Origin of the sequence: Nocardia sp. CA-120079 (assembly GCF_050955745.1) — a bacterium.
Lineage (GTDB): Bacteria > Actinomycetota > Actinomycetes > Mycobacteriales > Mycobacteriaceae > Nocardia.
This window is the reverse complement of sequence record NZ_CP192088.1, coordinates 8,728,619-8,746,425: the sequence shown is the minus strand read 5'-3', so window position 1 is coordinate 8,746,425 and position 17,807 is coordinate 8,728,619. Positions and strand designations below refer to the sequence as shown.

The window sequence follows — 17,807 nt, the reverse complement described above, 5'->3', positions numbered from 1 at the left end:
GCGAGGGATTGACGATGTCGAACAATGAGCCGGCGAGCGTGCTGGACCGCCGCAAGGCGCTGCTGCGTCAGCGTTTGGCCGAAAGTGGTCTGACCGCACCGACTTCCGAGAATGCGCCGATTCGCAGATCGAAACCCGGTGAGCGTCATCCGCTTTCGGCGGGGCAGCGGCGCATGTGGTTTCTGCAGACCCGCGATCCGCAGGACACGACCCTCAATATTTGTGTGGCCTACCGGCTGACGGGTGCGCTCGACCAGGCGCAGCTGCGCGATGCGGTCGGGGCCGTCGTGAACGGCCACGACATACTGCGAACCACCTATGGGCTCGACGAGAACGGCGAGCCGTACCAGATCGTCCGTGCCGATCTCGAACTGTCTTGGCAGGCACACGATCTGACCGATCTGCCGGAATCCGGCCGGTCGCGCAGGCTGGAAGTGCTGGCGCGCCGGGAATTCGGCCGACCGTTCGATCTCGCGACCGAGCCGCCGCTGCGCGTCAGCCTTGTGCGCACCGGCGCCGACGAATTCGCCCTGCTACTGGTCGCACATCACATCAGCTGGGACGACGACTCCTGGGCGGTCTTCTTCACCGAGCTCAATGCCGCCTACCGCGCCGAGTCCGCCCAGACCGGCCGTGCGCAATTCGTCGACGTCGCGGTCATCGGCGACATCGCCGCCGACAACGACAGCGCCGATATCGACTACTGGCGCGCCACCCTGCGCCCACTGCCGGAATCCCTGGAACTCCCTGGTCCGGCCACGGTCGCCACGGTCGCGGCCAAGCAGTCCAATCGGTGCACATTGCCGTTGCCCGCGGAGCTCGTCGGCCGGGTCGAGGCCTTCGCGCGTGCGCACGCCGCCACCCCGTTCATGGTGTGGCTGGCCGCCTATGACGCGGTGATCCATCGCTACACCGCGGCAACGGATTTCCTGGTATCGGTCCCGGTAACCGTGCGTGATGCCGCCGCCGAATCATTGATCGGCTACTTCGGAAATACGCTGCTGCTGCGTGCCACCATCGGCCCCGAGGACACCTTCGCTCGCTTCACCGAAACCATTCGCGACACCTGTGTCGGTGCCTTCGCACATCACAATGTCGGCATCGATCGCGTCGTGCGCGAGGCGAATCCGGATCGCGTCGGCGGCCGAGACGGGTTGGAGCAGCTGGTCCGACTCGGCTTCGGGGTCCGCAGGAGCGCACAGGGCTTCGATCTCGCGGGTGTCGAGGCGAAGCTGTTGGATCTCGGTAGCGCGGTGGCGCAGGTTCCGCTGGGACTGACCGTTGTCACCGAAGCCGATGGCGCCTATCTGGAGGCCGAGTACCGGATCGCTGATCTGGACCGTGCCCTGGTGGAACAGCTGCTCGGCCACTATGTGCAGCTGCTGGACAGCGCGCTCGCGAATCCCGACCGCAGGCTCGGTGATATCGATATGCTCGGCACGGCGGATCGGGCCGCGATTCTCGAACTGTCACACGGCCCGATTGTCGAGGCCGAACCGACCACCATGGTCGCGCTCTTCGAAAACCAGGTCGCCGCAACGCCCGACGCGCTCGCCATCGTCGCCCCCGCCGACCGCGACATCGAACTCAGCTATGTCGAATTGAATCGTCGCGCCAATCGTCTGGCGCACTGGCTGATCGGGCGTGGACTGGGCACCGAGGACATCGTCGGGTTGCGGCTGTCGAATTCGGTGGAGTTCGTCGTCGCGGTGCTGGGTGTGCTCAAATCCGGTGCGGCCTACTTGCCCATCGATCCGGCCTACCCGGACGATCGCATCGACTACCTGGTCGAGGATGCCGCGCCCCGAATGGTGCTCGGGCGAGCCGAACTGGACGCCGCCGAGTCCGCGGCCATCGAACTTGCGGAGATCGATCCTGTCGACACGGACCGGGTGCGGCCGCTGCTGCCCGGCCATCTGGCGTATGTCATCTACACCTCCGGTTCCACCGGAAAGCCCAAGGGCGTGCCGGTGTCCCATGCCGCGATCGCCGAACATCTCGCGGGCTTCGTCGCGGAATGGAGTATGACCGCCGAAGACCGGCTGCTGCAGTCCTCCTCGGTGAGCTTCGATGCCTCCCTGCTCGATATCTTCGTGACGCTGACCCTTGGCGCCCGGCTGGTCATCCCGAAGCCGGATGCCTTCCGCGATATTCCGTATGTCGCCGAGTTGATCACCCGCTGCGGGGTCACCGTGCTGCATATGGTGCCGTCGATGTTGAGCACCTTCCTGCTGCTGCCGGAGGTGAGCCAATGGCGTGCGCTGCGGCATGTTCCGGTGGGCGGTGAGGCGCTGCCCGGTGAGGTTGCCGACAAGTTCGCCGGCGTCTTCGATGCCGAACTGCGCAATCACTACGGTCCGACCGAGGCCGTGGTGTGTGCGACGCATATGAATGTGGAGGGTCCGCAGGGCACGCGGATCGTGCCGATCGGTGTGCCGAATCAGAACGTCACGGTGTATCTGCTCGACGAGGCGCTGCAGTTGGTGCCATCGGGTGTGGTCGGTGAGATCTATTTGGGTGGAGCGCAATTGGCGCGCGGCTACCTGAATCGACGCGGGCTCACGGCAGAGCGGTTCGTCGCCGATCCGTTCGAGCCGGGCGCTCGGCTGTATCGGACCGGCGATCTCGCGCGACGCAACGCCGTTGGTGAGATCGAATTCGTCGGCCGGGCCGATGAGCAGGTCAAGGTGCGTGGGTTCCGGATCGAACTCGGCGAGGTCGAGGCGGCCATCGCGTCGTATCCCGGTGTCGGCCACTGCGTCGTCATCGCGGTCGAGGATGCCGCCGTCGGTGCGATGCTGGCCGCGTATGTGGTCGCGGCCAATGGTCTTTCGGAGTCGACGCTCGATATCGACGAGGTGCGCGGGCACGCCGCGGCGACGTTGCCGGAGTACATGGTGCCCAGTGCCTTCGCGGTGATCGACGAGATCCCGTTGACCGTGCACGGCAAACTCGACCGCCGTGCGCTGCCGGATCCGGAACGCGCCACCACACGCCGCTACCGGGAGCCGAGCACCGCCACCGAAATCCGGCTCGCCGGCCTGTTCGCTCAGATCTTCGGCCGCGAGCAGATCGGCGCGGACGATTCCTTCTTCGAACTAGGCGGGCATTCGCTGCTGGCCACCCGCCTGGTCGTGCGGATTCGCACCGAATTCGGCATCGAGATCGATGTGCGGGCACCGTTCGACACCCCGACCGTCGCGGGACTTGCCGCGCTCATCGAGGCCACACCGGCACAGGCATGCGCCGCCGTGCCCGCTTTGCTTAAACGGGAACGGCCCGAGCATATTCCGCTGTCCTATTCGCAGCTCGCATTGTGGTTCCAGCGCAAGCTGGAGGGGCCGAGCGCGATCGGCAATATTCCATTCGCGGTGCGGGTGGACGGTCCGCTGGAACTCGATGCGCTGACTGCCGCGCTCGGCGATGTCGTTGCCCGGCACGAGGTGCTGCGCACCGTCTTCCCCGAGAACGGCGGTGTGCCCTATCAATTGGTGCTGCCCGCCGGGCCGATCGATGTGCCGGTAACGGAGCTGGACGATCCTGAGCAGCTGCGTGCGGAACTCGCCGCGGCCGGTGGGCATTGCTTCGCCGTTGATACCGAACTGCTGATCCGACCGCGAATCTTCGTGCTGGACAACAAGGCCCACGTACTTTCGCTGCTCGTACATCATCTGGTGGCGGATCACTGGTCGTTCCGGACGATTCTGGACGACCTCGCCACCGCCTACCGTGCACGCATCGCAGGCGCTGATCCGGACTGGACGCCCCTGGACGTGCAGTACGCCGACTATGCGCTGTGGCAGCGCGAGGTGGTCGAGACGCTCGGCACGCAGCTGGATTACTGGCGCGACACACTCACCGGTCTGCCGGACGAGATCAATGTCGCCCCGGATCGGCCGCGTCCCGCCATTCTCGGCAAGAACGGACACGTGGTGCCGTTCGTGGTGCCCGCCGCGTTGCGCGGCAAACTGAAGGGCCTCGCCGAGGCGAGCGGGGGCAGTGAATTCATGCTCTACCAGGCCGCGGTCGCGACTCTGCTGCACAAACTGGGTGCGGGTGTGGATATTCCGCTCGGCACGCCGATCGCGGGCCGGGTCGATCCGGCCGCCGCCGAGTTGGTCGGACTGCTCGCCAATATGGTGGTGCTGCGCAATGACCTGTCCGGCGATCCGACGCTGCGGACCGTGCTGGAGCGCTCCCGCGATACCGCACTCGGCGCGTACAGCAATCAGGACATCCCGATAGAACGCGTGGTCGACTCGCTGAATCCGGCACGGTCCCGGTCCAGGAACCCGCTGTTCCAGGCCATGATGCACTTCCGCGAGGAGAACTGGGACGGTGCCGGTCAGGGTTTGGACGCGCACACCACGCTGACGGTATTGCCATTGGATTTCGACACCTCGCTGCTGGACCTCAGCATCAATTTCTTCGCGGGCTCCGACGGCGGCTTCGATGCCGGCGTCATCGTCAATACCGATCTGTACGAGCCCGCGACCGGAGAGTTGTTCGCGCAGCGCATGCTTCGCGTACTGACGGCCTTCGCCGAAGCACCCGACAGCACGGTCGGTGAACTCGACATCATGCCCGCCGCCGAGCGGCAGCGGGTCCTCGGTGAATGGGCCACCGGTGTGGAGCTCTCCTGGACGCCGGGCATTGCCGAGTTGATCCGGCGCGGTCGCGGGGTGCCGACCGATCGGGTCGCCCTGCGGTGCGGTACCGAAACGCTCACCTATGGTGAGCTGTTCGAACAGCTCGATGGCGGGGGACCGGCGCAAGTGCCCGATGGTGCTTCGGTGGCCGGGGTGGTGCGCAGGCTAGCCGCACTGGATGCGGTAGCGAATACCGGCGGGACCATTGCGGTTTCGCACGTTGTGCTCGACCGGGAGGCGCTGGCGGCCGCGGTGGCCGATCGACGCGCCATTGCCGCCGATCGCCGCGGCGAATCGCTGGACCGGGCAACGGGTTCGGCGGATGTGCGACTCGTCGCCGCGCCCTGGACGGGATCGGAGATCGAAGTCGAGTTGCTGGCCGCGCTCGCCGATGGGGCGACGCTGATCCTCACCACCGAAGGTGAAGATCCGGTCGCGCTGGTCGAGCTGATCGGCGCGCACTCGGTCACCCATGTGGTCGCCGAGCCCGTCACGCTGTCGCGGTTCGTGCAGACCGGCGTATCCATGCTGCCGTCGGTGCGCAGCTGGGAGGTCGTCGGAACCGATTGGCCCGCGGCGCTTCCCGATCTGCTGCCCGCGCTCGCGGCCGGTTCGATCGCCACCTTCGACTTCCGGATTCCGGAGTACGCGGGTGCGGTGGCACGCGGTGCGGTCGATGGCAGCGGACGTGCGCGACCCATTCCAGGGGCTCGGCTGTTGGTGCTGGATGAAGCCCTGCGACCGGTCGCGCCCGGCGTCGACGGCGATGTGTACGTCGGTGGTGTCGGGCTTGCTCAGGGGTACGTCGAGGATTCGGCAGACGCGTTCATCGACGACCCGCACCTGCCGGGAGCCCGGTTGTTCCGCACGGCGCAGCGGGCGCGCTGGGATACCGCGGGGCGGCTCGCCTTCCGGACCGATAGCGCCGGTGAAACCAGCACGGGCACAGCATCTTCCGATGTGGCGCACACCGAGACCGAACAGCAGCTCATTGCGATCCTCGAGGAACTGCTCGAGATCGCGGATGTCACCGCCGACGACGGCTTCTTCGCACTCGGCGGCGACAGCGTGATCTCCATCCAGTGGTCGGCCCGTGCCAATGAGCTCGGTCTCCCGCTGTCTCCGCAGCTGGTATTCGAGCACCTCACCATCGGCGAACTCGCGGCCGCAGTAGACGAAGCGGTAGCCGCCGGGGAGACCACGACCATCGGCGACACCTTCGGTAGCGGTGGCGTGCGGGCTGAGCCCGAGGAGCCGACCGACAACCACCAGCACGCCGCGATGAGCGTGTCCGGCCTCGGCTCGGACGCGCTGGCCGCATTGGGTGCGGCATGGAAGCAGTCGCGATGAGGGGCGACTTCTTCCGAGCGGCGGACCCGACGAAGGGCGATGCGATGTCCGTGGGCCGAAAGGCGTTGCGATGAGTGTGGACCGGAGCGTCCCGGCCGAAATCGAGGATGTGCTCGCGCTCAGCCCACTGCAGGAGGGACTGTTCTCGTTGGCGCGGCTGGCCGCCGACGGGGTCGACCTGTACACGATGCAGTTCGTCATCGATATCGGCGGTCCGATCGACGTGCCGATGCTGCGTCGCAGCGCCGAGACGATCCTGGAGCGGCACGCCAATCTGCGGGCCGCGTTCTGGGATAAGGATCTACCCAAGCCGGTGCAGATCGTGCCGACCTGGGTGGATCTGCCCTGGTTCGAAACCTCCGCGCTACCCGCGGAATTCGATGCCATCGCCGAGGCGGACCGGCAGCAGCGCTTCGATCTCTCTCGCGGTCCGGCCCTGCGGATCACCCTGGTCACGCTGCCCGACGAGCGGCGCCGGGGGATGGCAGCCGACGGAGCTTGCGGAGTCGGTGGGGTGGGTGAACACAGGGGGATGGCAGCCGACGGAGCTTGCGGAGTCGGTGGGGTGGGTGAACACAGGGGGATGGCAGCCGACGGAGTCGGCGGGGTGGGTGAGCACAGCGGGATGGCAGCCGACGGAGTCGGTGGGGTGGGTAGGCGCAGAATGATCGTGACCGCGCATCACATCCTGATGGACGGCTGGGCGGTCGCGGTGTTCTTCCGCGAGCTGATCGCGGTGTACGACGCCGGGGGACAGGCGGATTCGCTGCCACCGGCCCGGCCGTACCGCGATTACATCGGCTGGCTCGCCGCGCAGGACACCGCCGCCATCACCCGCAGCTGGACCGAATACCTCGCGCCGCTGAGCGGTCCGCTCATGCTGGCCGCCGGTACGGCGACCGAAGTCGGCGCGGCGATTCCGCGCCGTAGCCGATTCAGCTTGGACAATGCCGAAACCGCGCGGCTGGTGCAATGGGCACGCGCGAACGGCCTGACCGTCAATACCGTTGTGCAGTATGCCTTGGCCGTCGTCCTCGGCAGGCTGACCGGTCGACGCGACGTCGTCTTCGGCACCACCATTTCCGGCCGTCCGGATGCGCTGTCCGGCGTCGAGACGATGATCGGGCTGTTCATCAATACCGTGCCCGCGCGCGTCATCATCGACCGGACCAGCACCGTCGCCCAGCAATGTGCACAGCTGCAGCGCGAATCGGCGGCTATGCGGGATGCGGGATATGTGAGCCTGTCGACCATTCAGCGCGTGGCGGGGCACGGTGCGCTGTTCGACGTGCTGTTCGTCTTCGAGAACGCACCCATCGGCGCGGCCACCGATCCGATCGTCACCGCGAGCGGCACCCGATTCCTGCCGGTGGCCATGGAAAGTCTGGTGCACTACCCGCTTTCGGTGGTGTCTCATCTGAACGACGGCACGCTCGTCGTCATGCTCGAGGCGATTGCCGAAGCCCTGCCGCACTTCCCGGTCGGCGATATCGGCCGGCGGATCCTGTCGGTGCTGCGTCAGCTGCCCGATCGTGGCGATTCGAGCCCCGATGCACTGGACGTGCTGCTGGCCGACGAAAAAGTCATCGTTGCAGAGCAGGACGTCTGCGCGAATGGCACGGCTTACGAGCTCTTCCTGAACCAGGTCGCCCGCACCCCGGATGCGATCGCGCTGAGCACCGGTTCGGATCGCTACACCTACCGTGAATTGCGTGCAGCTGCTGGGCAACTGGCGAATGAGCTGACGACCAATGGTGTCGGCCCGGAAACCGTTGTCGCCCTTGCATTACCGCGATCGGCTCGATCCATCATCTCGATCCTCGCCGTACTGGAAGCCGGCGGAGCCTATGTGCCGGTCGACATCTCGGTTCCCGCTGCCCGCATCGAATCCATACTGCGCCAAGCGGATCCGAAACTCATTGTGACAATTGGGGAGTCCGCAAACCTGCTCGGCGAGATCACACGCCCGGTCCTGCTACTCGATGATCCCGCCGTCGCGGAGCGAATCGCCAACCACCCCGTCTCGCCCTACCGCCCGGTCGCCCCGCAAACAACCGCCTACCTCATCTTCACCTCCGGCTCGACCGGCGAACCCAAGGGCGTGATCGGCACCCACGCCGCTCTGACCAGCTATTTCACCGACCACCGCGACCGCGTCTACCGCCCGGCGGTGGCCCGGCTCGGGCGCCGACTGCGCATCGCACACGCCTGGTCGCTGAGCTTCGACGCCTCCTGGCAGCCGATGATCGGCCTATTCGACGGTCACACCGTCCACCTGTTCGACGAGACCGAAATGCGCGATGCGCAGGGCCTCGTCGACGGCATCGTCAGGCACCAGATCGACATGATCGACACCTCGCCGTCGATGTTCACCCAGCTCTCGGCCGCCGGTCTGGTGGACGGTGAGCGACTGACCGTGCTCGCCCTCGGCGGCGAGGCCATCGGTGCGCCCATGTGGGAGCGGCTGCGCGCGCTGCCGGGTACCGCGGTTTACAACTGCTACGGCCCCACCGAGACCACGGTCGAGGCGGTGGTCGCGACGGTGAATACCGGTCGCGGCGAGCCGGGCAATGCCCAGCCCACCATCGGCGGACCGGTGGATCGCATGTCCGCTTACGTCTTCGATGCCATGCTGCGGCCGGTGCCGCGCGGTGTCGTCGGTGAGCTGTATTTGTCCGGCGCTCAGGTGGCCCGCGGCTATATCGGTAAGGCCGCCATCACCGCGGATCGCTTTATCGCCGACCCCTTCCGACCCGGCGCTCGCATGTATCGCACCGGTGATCTGGTGCGGCAGTTGCCGAATGGCGACCTCGCCTATCTCGGCCGAGCCGACGACCAGGTCAAGATTCGCGGCTACCGAATCGAAATCGGTGATATCGAAACGGCTTTGCTGCGGCTGCCGCAGGTTCGTGCGGGCGCTGTGTTGGTCGTGCAGCGGCCGAGCGGCCCGAGTCTTGTCGCCTTCGCGGTCAGTACTGATTCGGCCACCTTGCGTGCCCGGCTCGCGGAGCGCCTGCCTGCGTATATGGTTCCGGCGCGGGTCATTGCGCTACCCGAGCTGCCGGTCACCCCCAACGGAAAGCTCGACGTCCGAGTTCTGAACGCGCTGGCGCTGGAGGCCCTACCGGGCTGCGCCCAGCGCACCCTGCCGAGCACCGATACCGAGCGGACCTTGTGTCGCGCGCTCGCCGAGACGCTTGGCGGTACGCCCGGCATCGATGACGACTTCATCGAACTCGGCATGGACAGCATTGTCGCCATCTCCCTGGTGAACGCGGTGCGACGCGCGGGACTCTCGGTCAGTCCGGCCATGGTCATGACCAACCCCACGGTCCGCGATCTGGCCGCCGCCATCGATTCCCGCGCGGCACAACAGGAGAACAGCCCGACCGCGATCGGCGAGGTACTCCCGACGCCGATCATGTCCTGGATGTACGAGTACGGCGGCTTCCGCAGGCTCGCGCTCTCGACGCTGGTATCGCTGCCCGCCGAGGTTGATCGGGCCCAGTTGGAAGCGGTGCTACAGGCACTACTCGACGGTCACGACATGCTGCGCGGCCAGCTGTCGAGGACCGGTAACCGGTTCGAAACCAGAGCGCCGGGCAGCGTGCGCGCCGCCGAAATCCTGCACGAGGTTCGGGAATCCGGTGACTTCGGTACCGCGCTCGAGCAGCATGCACGAGCGACGATCGACCGCATCGATCCGAAGACCGGCACCATGATTCAGGCCGTCCGCTTCGCGGGCCGCGATGTGCTGCTGCTGTCGATCCATCACCTCGCGGTTGATCCCGTCTCCTGGCACATAATTCTCGCGGATCTGGCAGACGCATGGTCGCAAATCGCAGCGGGGCACACCCCCACTGTCGCACCAGAATCGACTGGGTACCGCAGCTGGGCCGAACTGCTCGACAAGCGCAGTACCGCACCGGAAGTATTGGCCCAACGCGACTTCTGGTCGAACCAGCTGACCGGCCCCGATCCGGAACTCGGCCTGCGCCGTCCGGATCCGACCCGCGACACCTGGTCCGCCTACCGTCTCACGCCGTCGTTCATGCCGACCGACACCACCCGCCACATCCTCGACGGCCTCGGCAACGACCTCGGCATGCACGAGTTACTGCTCACCGCACTGGCAATCGCACTCACCACCTGGCGAACCGAACGCAACCAGGACGGCTCCACCGGCGCACTTGTCGCCCTCGAGGGCCACGGCCGTGAAGACGCCGCCGTCGGCAACGTCGACACATCGCGGACGGTCGGCTGGTTCACCACCGTGTACCCATTGCGCGTCGGCACGGGCTCGACACTCGACATCACCTGCGCCGAATCCGATTCGGCCGAAGTCGCAGGCTTGCTGAAAGCGGTCGCAGCACAACTCGACAGCGTGCCGAACAAGGGCTTGGACTACGGCTTGCTCCGCTACGGCGATACCGAGCCGCAAACCGATCCCCAGGTAATGCTCGACTACCTGGGCCGCATGGACCTCACCGCAGGCGCATCGGGTCCGTGGACCCCGATCACCGACCTCAGCCTGCACCAGCGGCTTCCGGTCGCACCCGAACCGGAGATGCCGTTGCGCTACGCACTCGACCTCGTCGTCGCCGTCTACCCCGGCGCCGATGGACCCCAGCTGGCCACTTTGTTCCGCTGGAGTGACGCACTTTTCGACACCACTGAGATCGACCGTTTCGCCACCATCTGGCAGCGCTGCATCACCGCGGTCGCCACCGCCATACCAAGCGCAACTCCGGGAGAACGATGAACGCGATCGAAAACGCCATCGTGGTCGAGGACGTCCGCAAGTCCTTCGGCGACGTCCACGCCGTGCGCGGCCTGAGTTTCTCGGCGCCGGCCGGGAGTGTGCTGGGCGTACTCGGCCCGAACGGCGCGGGCAAGACCACCACGGTCTCCATTCTGTCGACGCTCACCAAGCCCGATGCGGGCCGCGCCCTGGTCGCGGGATACGACGTCGTGCGCGAGGCCGCGGATGTGCGGGCATCCATCATGCTCACCGGCCAGTACGCCGCCCTGGACGAGGTGCTGACCGGCCGGGAGAACCTCGTCCTGTTCGGCCGCCTGATGGGTCTGCGTCCGAAACAGGCCAAGGTCCGCGCCACCGAACTGCTCGAACAGTTCGATCTCACCGAGGCGGCCGACCGTCGCGTCGGCGGCTACTCCGGCGGTATGCGCAGACGCATCGATATCGCCTGCGGGCTGGTGCGCCCGCCCAAGGTCGTCTTCCTGGACGAACCCACCACCGGCCTGGATCCGGTGAGCAGACAGGGCGTTTGGTCGCTGGTGCGTTCGCTGAAAGAACAGGGGGTGACGATCCTGCTCACCACGCAGTACCTCGAAGAGGCGGATGCGTTGAGCGACAACATCATCGTCATCGATAAGGGCCGCGTCATCGCCGAGGGCACCGCGGACGAACTCAAGGCCCGCTCGGGTTCGAGCTACTGCGAGGTCGTTCCGGTCGACGCGGGTGACGTGCCCGCCGTGGTCACCGCGCTGGACGGACTCGGCACGGTGACCGTCGCCGAATCCAAGGACCGGGTGTCGCTCCCCGCTCCCGACGGTGCCGCCACGCTGGCCGAGGCGCTGCGCCGCATTACCGAGGCCGGTATCGAACTCATCGATATCGCCCTGCGCAGACCGTCACTGGACGAGGTCTTCATCAAGCTCACCACCGACGAGCCCGGGTTGGTGACCGCATGACCGAATCAGTCACCATTCCCGCCGGAATGCAGTGGACCGCGCTGAGCGGTCGCACCGTGCGCGCGGCGATCCGCGAGGGTGATCTGCCCTTCGGTTTCGTCGCGCCGATGATCTTCTTCGTCTGTTTCTATGTCCCGCTGCGCAAGTCGATGGAGCAGACCGGTGCGGACTACGCCCAGTACCTGCTGCCGGTGATCGTGCTGCAGGGCATGTTCTTCACCGCCATGTCCGCGGCCGACCGCGCCGCCCGAGACACCTTCAGCGGCATGGGAACTCGCATGCGGTCCATGCCGGTCAAATCGTGGGTACCGCTGGCCGCCCGGATGTCCGCGAATCTGGCTCGCGCGCTGGCCGGACTAGCCGGAGCGCTGGTCATCGGCACGGCCTTCGGATTCCGATTCCACAGTGCGGCAGCCGCTCTCGTCTTCATCGTTTTGTCCCTTGCCTTCGCCATCGCACTGGTCATCGGTGCCGACGCACTCGGCGTCGCCACGGGTAAGCCGGAAGTCGGCGCGTCCGCACTGCTGGCACCGCAACTGCTACTCATCATGATGTCCACGGGTTTCGTTCCGGCCGAAGGCTTTCCGGGTTGGATCCAGCCCTTCGTTCGCAATCAGCCGGTTTCCCAGGCCGCTGCGGCCCTGCGCGATCTCGCGGCTGGCGAATACACCTCGGCCGGCGCCGTTGCGGTGGCCTGGATTCTGGGTCTGATCGTCGTGTTCACCGCGATCTCGGTCTGGGTGGAAGGGCGGCGGCCGTGAAAACACTGATCGACCAGAGCTTCGTCGAAACGGGCCGGCTGCTGCGACGCTGGCCGCGCGAGCAGGAGGTGCTGACCTCGACCGTGATCCTGCCGGTACTGCTGCTGTTGATGTACCAACTGGTGCTCCACAAATTCCTCAGCGCATCCTCCGGTGTGGACGCCATCTACGGTTTCGTCCCGATGATCGCGGTCACCGGCGCGATGTACGGCGCCATGGGGACCGGCCTTTCGCTCTACGCGGAACGGGAAAGCGGTCTGCTGCGGCGCATTTGGGTGTTGCCGGTGCACCGTGCGGCCGGACTGATCGGCCGACTGCTCGCCGAATGCGGACGCACGCTGATCGCGACGATCATCGTGGTCGCTCTCGGCGTCGCGCTCGGATTGCGCTTCGAGCAGGGCTGGCTGGGTGTGCTCGGCGCGCTCGCCGTTCCGGTGCTGCTGATTCCCGGCTTCGCCACCATGGTGATCACGGTCGGCGTCAGCAAGGCGGGCGACAAGGTGGTGCAGTTGTTCTCGGCACTCGTGCTGCTCGGGATGTTCTTCAATTCCGGATTCGTACCTGTGGAGAACTACCCGGGTTGGCTGCAGCCGGTAGTTCGCGTCCAGCCGATGAGTTGCGCCATCGAGGCAATGCGCGGCTGCACGATCGGCGGCCCTATCGCCACCCCGCTGCTACAGACCCTGGCTTGGTCCGTTGGGCTCGCCTTGGTCTTCGGCGCGTTCGCGGTACGCGGCTACCGCAAGGCCGCGGAGGGCTGAGCGGTCCACTGAGTGGGGCCCCGGCTTGATAGTTACATCGGCTAACTATATAGTTTCCTGAGGTAACAATCAGCAAGGGGCTGCCGTGACGATTCCATCCGCCGATCTCGATCTGGGTGATGTCCAGACCATTCGCCGCCGCCTGCGCTACGACCGGGATCACCCGCGCTACAAGTGGATCGTCCTGACCAACACCACCATTGGTGTGCTGCTCAGTGCGGTCAATGCCTCGATCGTGCTGATCTCACTGCCCGCGATCTTCCGAGGTATCGGGCTGAATCCACTGGAAGCGGGCAATGTCGGCTATCTGCTGTGGATGTTGATGGGCTATTTGCTCGTCACCGCGGTACTCGTGGTGATGTTCGGGCGGCTCGGCGATATCTTCGGCCGCGTCCGGATCTACAACCTCGGCTTCGCGGTTTTCGCGGTGACCTCGGTCGCGCTGTCCTTCGATCCGTTCCAGGGTGGTTCGGGCGCGATGTGGATCATCGTCTGGCGCGTGCTGCAGGGCATCGGCGGCGCCATGCTCACGGCCAATTCGACGGCCATCCTCACCGACGCCTTCCCAGCCAAACAGCGTGGTACCGCACTCGGCATCAATATGGTCGCCGCGGTCGCGGGCTCCTTCCTCGGACTGATCATCGGAGGCGTGCTCTCGGAATGGGATTGGCGCGCGGTGTTCTGGGTCAGCGTGCCGATCGCCGTGATCGGTTCGATCTGGTCCTATCGCTCGCTGCACGAGGTGGGCATGCGCACCAAGGGCAAGGTCGACTGGGCGGGCACCATCACCTTCGGCCTCGGCCTGACCGCACTGCTCACCGGCATCACCTACGGCATCCAGCCCCATGGCGGACATCCCACCGGCTGGTCCAACCCGTGGGTGCTCGGCGCGGTACTCGGCGGCATTGCTTTGCTCGCGGCGTTCTGCGTGGTGGAGACCAAAGTCGCCGAGCCGATGTTCCATCTGTCGCTGTTCGGCAACCGCGCGTTCGGCCTCGGCAATTTCGCCAATCTGATGGTCTCGATCGGCCGCGGCGGCATGCAGTTCATGCTGATCATCTGGCTGCAGGGCATTTGGCTGCCGCTGCACGGCTACGACTACGAATCGACGCCGCTGTGGGCCGGTATCTATCTGTTGCCGCTCACCGTGGGATTCCTTGCCGCCGGGCCGGTTTCGGGTTGGCTGTCGGACCGCTACGGATCGCGCCGGTTCACCACCGGCGGCGCGCTGCTGGCCGGGCTCACCTTCGTGCTGCTGCTCGTCATCCCGGTCGACTTCGACTACTGGGTGTTCGCCACGATCGTGCTGCTCAACGGCATCGGCTGCGGACTGTTCTTCTCACCGAACACCGCCGCCATCATGTCGAGCGTGCCCGCGTCCCAGCGCGGCGCGGCATCCGGTATGCGCGGCACCCTGTTCAACGGCGGCAATGCGCTGTCGATGGGAATCTTCTTCTCGCTCATGGTCGTCGGCCTGTCCGCGAGCCTGCCCTCGGCACTCGACAGTGGTCTGCGTGCCCAGGGCGTATCCGCGGGCGCCGCGTCCCAACTCGCCGACCTGCCGCCGGTCGCGAGCATGTTCGCCGCCTTCCTCGGTTACAACCCGATCCAGGAATTGCTCGGCCCCAGTGGTGAATTGGCCAAGCCGGGCGTCAATGCGGACACCCTCACCGGTCAGGAATTCTTCCCGCATCTGCTGACCGGACCGTTCCACTCGGGTCTGATCGTGGTATTCGTCTCGGCCGCCGTGATGATGTTCCTGGCCGCCGCGGCCGCGTACTTCGCGGGCGATAAGTACGTCGAGGAAGAACTGGCCGAACTCGCCGAGGCCGACGAACTCGTCGCCGCGCGCTGAGCTACGGCTGGTGCGTGCCGCGCTCGGACTCTACTGTCTGGGCCATGAACTCGCTGCCGGTCGCGCCCGTGGTGGTGATCGTCGGATTCGTCGCGGCGATCACCATCGGCCGGTGGTTCCTGGTCCAGGAGACCCTCAGCGACCGGCTCATCAATCGCGCACTGGCCTGGGATCTGGTCGGTCTGCTCGTCTTCATCTGCGTCGGCCGGCTCGGGCGGGCTCATCTCGCGCTCGATCTGTTCACGATCTTCGGGGCGCTGGCGGTGGCGAATGTATTCGGATTCGCCCGCTTGCTCGACGGCGGGGACACCCGGACCGCGGTGCGGCGGCAGCGCACCTACGACGGGATCGCCGTGGCGGCCGGAGCTGTCGTGCTGGTCGGCATAGTGGCGGCACCGCAGCGAGATTGGGGGCTCACCGTCTGGTCGCTTACCACGGTGCCGACTGCCCTGTCCGGCATGCTGATGACGCGGGCCTGCGTGCGGGAGTTGCGCACCGGTGGGATCACGGCGAAGGAACGACTGACCTACGGCGCGCTGCTGCTCGTCGCCGGGTATGCCGCGTGCGCCACGGTGGTCTCGCTCGTGCGGATGGCCACCGGCACTCGACCCGATGAGCAGGGGCCGATCTGGGCGATCGGAACATACGCGACATTGGTCCTGCTCGCCGGCCTGATCGGAATCCCGCTGTGGAATGCGGTGCTGATTCGGGCGGAGTTGGATCGGGCCGGGCGCTGCTGTCGCCGGCTTCGTCCGCTGTGGCTGGCGCTCACCGACGCCGTACCCGAGGTGGTGCTGGCTCGGCCGAGTAGTGGTTCCACCTCACGGCTTTATCGGATGACGGTCGAAATCCGCGACGCCCTGGTGCAATTGCGGCCGTACGCACCGGATATCGAGGCGCATACCGATATTCGCGAATACGCGCGGTGTATCGCGCAGGCCGTACAGGCCAAAGCTGCTGGTGGGTCGCCCGCGACGGCCTCCGGTCGCGCCACTCCGGTCGACCTGCGCGACCGGACCGATGAACTCAGATACCTGCTCGCTCTGGCCGCGGAATGGCCGAAGGCCCGCGCGCTGATGCGTGCGGGCCTCGAATCTCCAGCGCGCTGAACCTATTTCGCCGCGTTGGCGAAGGCGGGTTCCAGCTTGTTCAGCAGGTAGGGCACCGACAGTGCGGTCGGCTGGTTGACGGCGCTGATCTCCTGCACCGTGAGGAAGACCGCCGAACCCTTTTTCACCGCGGGCAGATCGGCGTATCCGGGGAGCTGCCGGTACTTTTCGTCCATACCGGGGGAGTAGCCCGCGAGCAGCAGATCGGCGGTGAGCTCGTCGACCCGCTCCGGGGACAGCGCCAGCCTGCCCTGATTCGACGGCTGATCGGTGAGGTTCTTCGGAATGCTCAGTCCGAGCTGGGAGAAGATCTTGCTGGACCCGTCGTTCGGATCGGTCAGCACCATCAGCTGCGCCGGGCTGGCCAACCAGGTGCTCGCGAAGGTCTTGCCCTTCAGACCCGGATTGGCCTGGCCGATGGACTCCACCTTCTTGTCCACATCGGCGATCACGCGCGTCGCGTCGTCTTCTTTGTGCAGTACTTTGCCGAGCGTGGTCAAAAGGTCCTGCCAGGGCTGGATCGATGAGGAGGTGAGTGCGGGCAGCGTCGGGGCGACCTTGGACAGCTCGTCATAGGTCTTCTGCTCGGCCAGGAATCCGTCCACCAGAATGAGATCCGGCTCCAGCGCCGCGACCTGCTCGGCGATATTGCCGGTGGTATTCAAGGCCTTCGCCGATTCGAGCGACTTCGGCTCCCATGCCGGGGTGCTCTTGGATATCGAGGCGACATTGTCGACGTAGCCGACCGGGGTCACGCCGAGCGCCAGCGTCGAATCCAGCCACTGATTCCCCAGTGTGACAATCTTTTTCGGGGTGCCCTGCACTGTTGTCGTGCCGCGTGCGTGGTTGACGGTCACGGGTGCGCCACCGTCGGACCCCACGTCGTCCTTCGACGACCCACAGGCGGCGATACCCAGGGTCAGCGCACCGGCCAGCACGGCAACCGCCGCCCGCTTCCAGCCACGAGACGTCCGTACAGACTCCATCGACACCCTCTCCTTCATCGAGGAATTCCCCGACTGGGCTCCCTTCGAGCCGCAATAACGAAGGTCAGCCTAACCTACATTGATCCCCGTACCACCCCGGCTTGACGGTTGCTGTCATGTCAACTGTTGTGAACCTATTGAACGTGCCGCTATCTAGCGGTACGTTAAATGACGTCAATACATGATCCTCTCGTCCGGGAGGCATCGACGTCGAACCCGTGAGCACGCGGGTCTTCGCACGACTGACGCATACCGAATTGAGGTTAGTTCCGATGAATCAAAAGAGTTCCGCCGGACGCGTCCGCCCCATGGTCGCCCGCATCGCCATCACCTCCGCCCTTGCCCTGGCCCCGATCGCCGCGGTCGCGGGACCCGCGCTCGCCGATACGACCGACACCCAGGGGCCGGCGATCGTGCTGGTCGATCAGGCCGAAGACATCCACGGTCACCACGGCCACGGCGGTTTCGGCGGCTGGGGTGGCTTCGGTGGCTGGGGCAACGGCGGCTGGGGCCACCGCAGCTACCCCGGCTACCCGAGCTACCCGGGCTACTACCCCGGTTGGCCCGGCTACTTCCCCCGCCCCTCCACGGGCAGCGCCTTCTGACCGAGTCGCCTCTGCT

Annotated in this window: 9 protein-coding genes; 8 read left to right on the top strand and 1 reads right to left on the bottom strand. The window is 66.2% G+C overall.

Going from position 1 to position 17,807, the window contains the following annotated elements; genetic code table 11:
* The first annotated feature begins 14 nt into the window (after nt 1-14).
* From ACQPYR_RS39690 to ACQPYR_RS39660, 7 genes are all read left to right on the top strand, one after another.
* A complete protein-coding gene (locus ACQPYR_RS39690) occupies nt 15-5,999 on the top strand; it encodes an amino acid adenylation domain-containing protein (RefSeq protein ID WP_433624707.1) in 5,985 nt (1,994 codons plus the stop codon).
* Between the two features lie 70 nt (nt 6,000-6,069).
* A complete protein-coding gene (locus ACQPYR_RS39685; protein ID WP_433624705.1) occupies nt 6,070-10,761 on the top strand; it encodes an amino acid adenylation domain-containing protein in 4,692 nt (1,563 codons plus the stop codon).
* Complete coding sequence (locus ACQPYR_RS39680) at nt 10,758-11,714, top strand: ATP-binding cassette domain-containing protein (RefSeq protein WP_433624703.1); 957 nt, start codon at nt 10,758-10,760, stop codon at nt 11,712-11,714. The genes ACQPYR_RS39685 and ACQPYR_RS39680 overlap by 4 nt, the downstream gene beginning before the upstream one ends.
* Nucleotides 11,711-12,475 (top strand): ABC transporter permease, encoded by a 765-nt coding sequence (locus ACQPYR_RS39675; protein WP_433624701.1) that lies wholly within the window; start codon nt 11,711-11,713, stop codon nt 12,473-12,475. Before ACQPYR_RS39680 ends, ACQPYR_RS39675 begins: the two co-directional genes overlap by 4 nt.
* A complete protein-coding gene (locus ACQPYR_RS39670) occupies nt 12,472-13,236 on the top strand; it encodes an ABC transporter permease (RefSeq protein WP_063046886.1) in 765 nt (254 codons plus the stop codon). Before ACQPYR_RS39675 ends, ACQPYR_RS39670 begins: the two co-directional genes overlap by 4 nt.
* Nucleotides 13,237-13,321: 85 nt before the next feature.
* Entirely contained in the window at nt 13,322-15,091 is a 1,770-nt protein-coding gene (locus tag ACQPYR_RS39665) for an MFS transporter (RefSeq protein ID WP_433624699.1), read from the top strand.
* A gap of 44 nt (nt 15,092-15,135) precedes the next feature.
* Nucleotides 15,136-16,200, top strand: a complete 1,065-nt coding sequence (locus ACQPYR_RS39660) for an MAB_1171c family putative transporter (protein ID WP_433624697.1) — start codon at nt 15,136-15,138, stop codon at nt 16,198-16,200.
* A 2-nt stretch (nt 16,201-16,202) separates the two neighbouring features.
* Here the strand turns inward: ACQPYR_RS39660 and ACQPYR_RS39655 are convergent, their stop codons facing one another.
* A complete protein-coding gene (locus ACQPYR_RS39655; RefSeq protein WP_433624695.1) occupies nt 16,203-17,186 on the bottom strand; it encodes an ABC transporter substrate-binding protein in 984 nt (327 codons plus the stop codon).
* Between the two features lie 272 nt (nt 17,187-17,458).
* Between ACQPYR_RS39655 and ACQPYR_RS39650 the strand changes: the two genes are divergently transcribed.
* Complete coding sequence (locus ACQPYR_RS39650; RefSeq protein ID WP_433624693.1) at nt 17,459-17,791, top strand: hypothetical protein; 333 nt, start codon at nt 17,459-17,461, stop codon at nt 17,789-17,791.
* Nucleotides 17,792-17,807: the final 16 nt, after the last annotated feature.

What these genes read in the sequence shown, in the direction of transcription:
- ACQPYR_RS39685 (WP_433624705.1), top strand. Translation starts at nt 6,070, where the DNA reads ATGAGTGTGGACCGGAGCGTCCCGGCCGAAATCGAGGATGTGCTCGCG.
- ACQPYR_RS39675 (WP_433624701.1), top strand. Translation starts at nt 11,711, where the DNA reads ATGACCGAATCAGTCACCATTCCCGCCGGAATGCAGTGGACCGCGCTG.
- ACQPYR_RS39660 (WP_433624697.1), top strand. Translation starts at nt 15,136, where the DNA reads ATGAACTCGCTGCCGGTCGCGCCCGTGGTGGTGATCGTCGGATTCGTC.
- ACQPYR_RS39650 (WP_433624693.1), top strand. Translation starts at nt 17,459, where the DNA reads ATGAATCAAAAGAGTTCCGCCGGACGCGTCCGCCCCATGGTCGCCCGC.
- ACQPYR_RS39655 (WP_433624695.1), bottom strand. Translation starts at nt 17,186, where the DNA reads ATGGAGTCTGTACGGACGTCTCGTGGCTGGAAGCGGGCGGCGGTTGCC.
- ACQPYR_RS39680 (WP_433624703.1), top strand. Translation starts at nt 10,758, where the DNA reads ATGAACGCGATCGAAAACGCCATCGTGGTCGAGGACGTCCGCAAGTCC.
- ACQPYR_RS39690 (WP_433624707.1), top strand. Translation starts at nt 15, where the DNA reads ATGTCGAACAATGAGCCGGCGAGCGTGCTGGACCGCCGCAAGGCGCTG.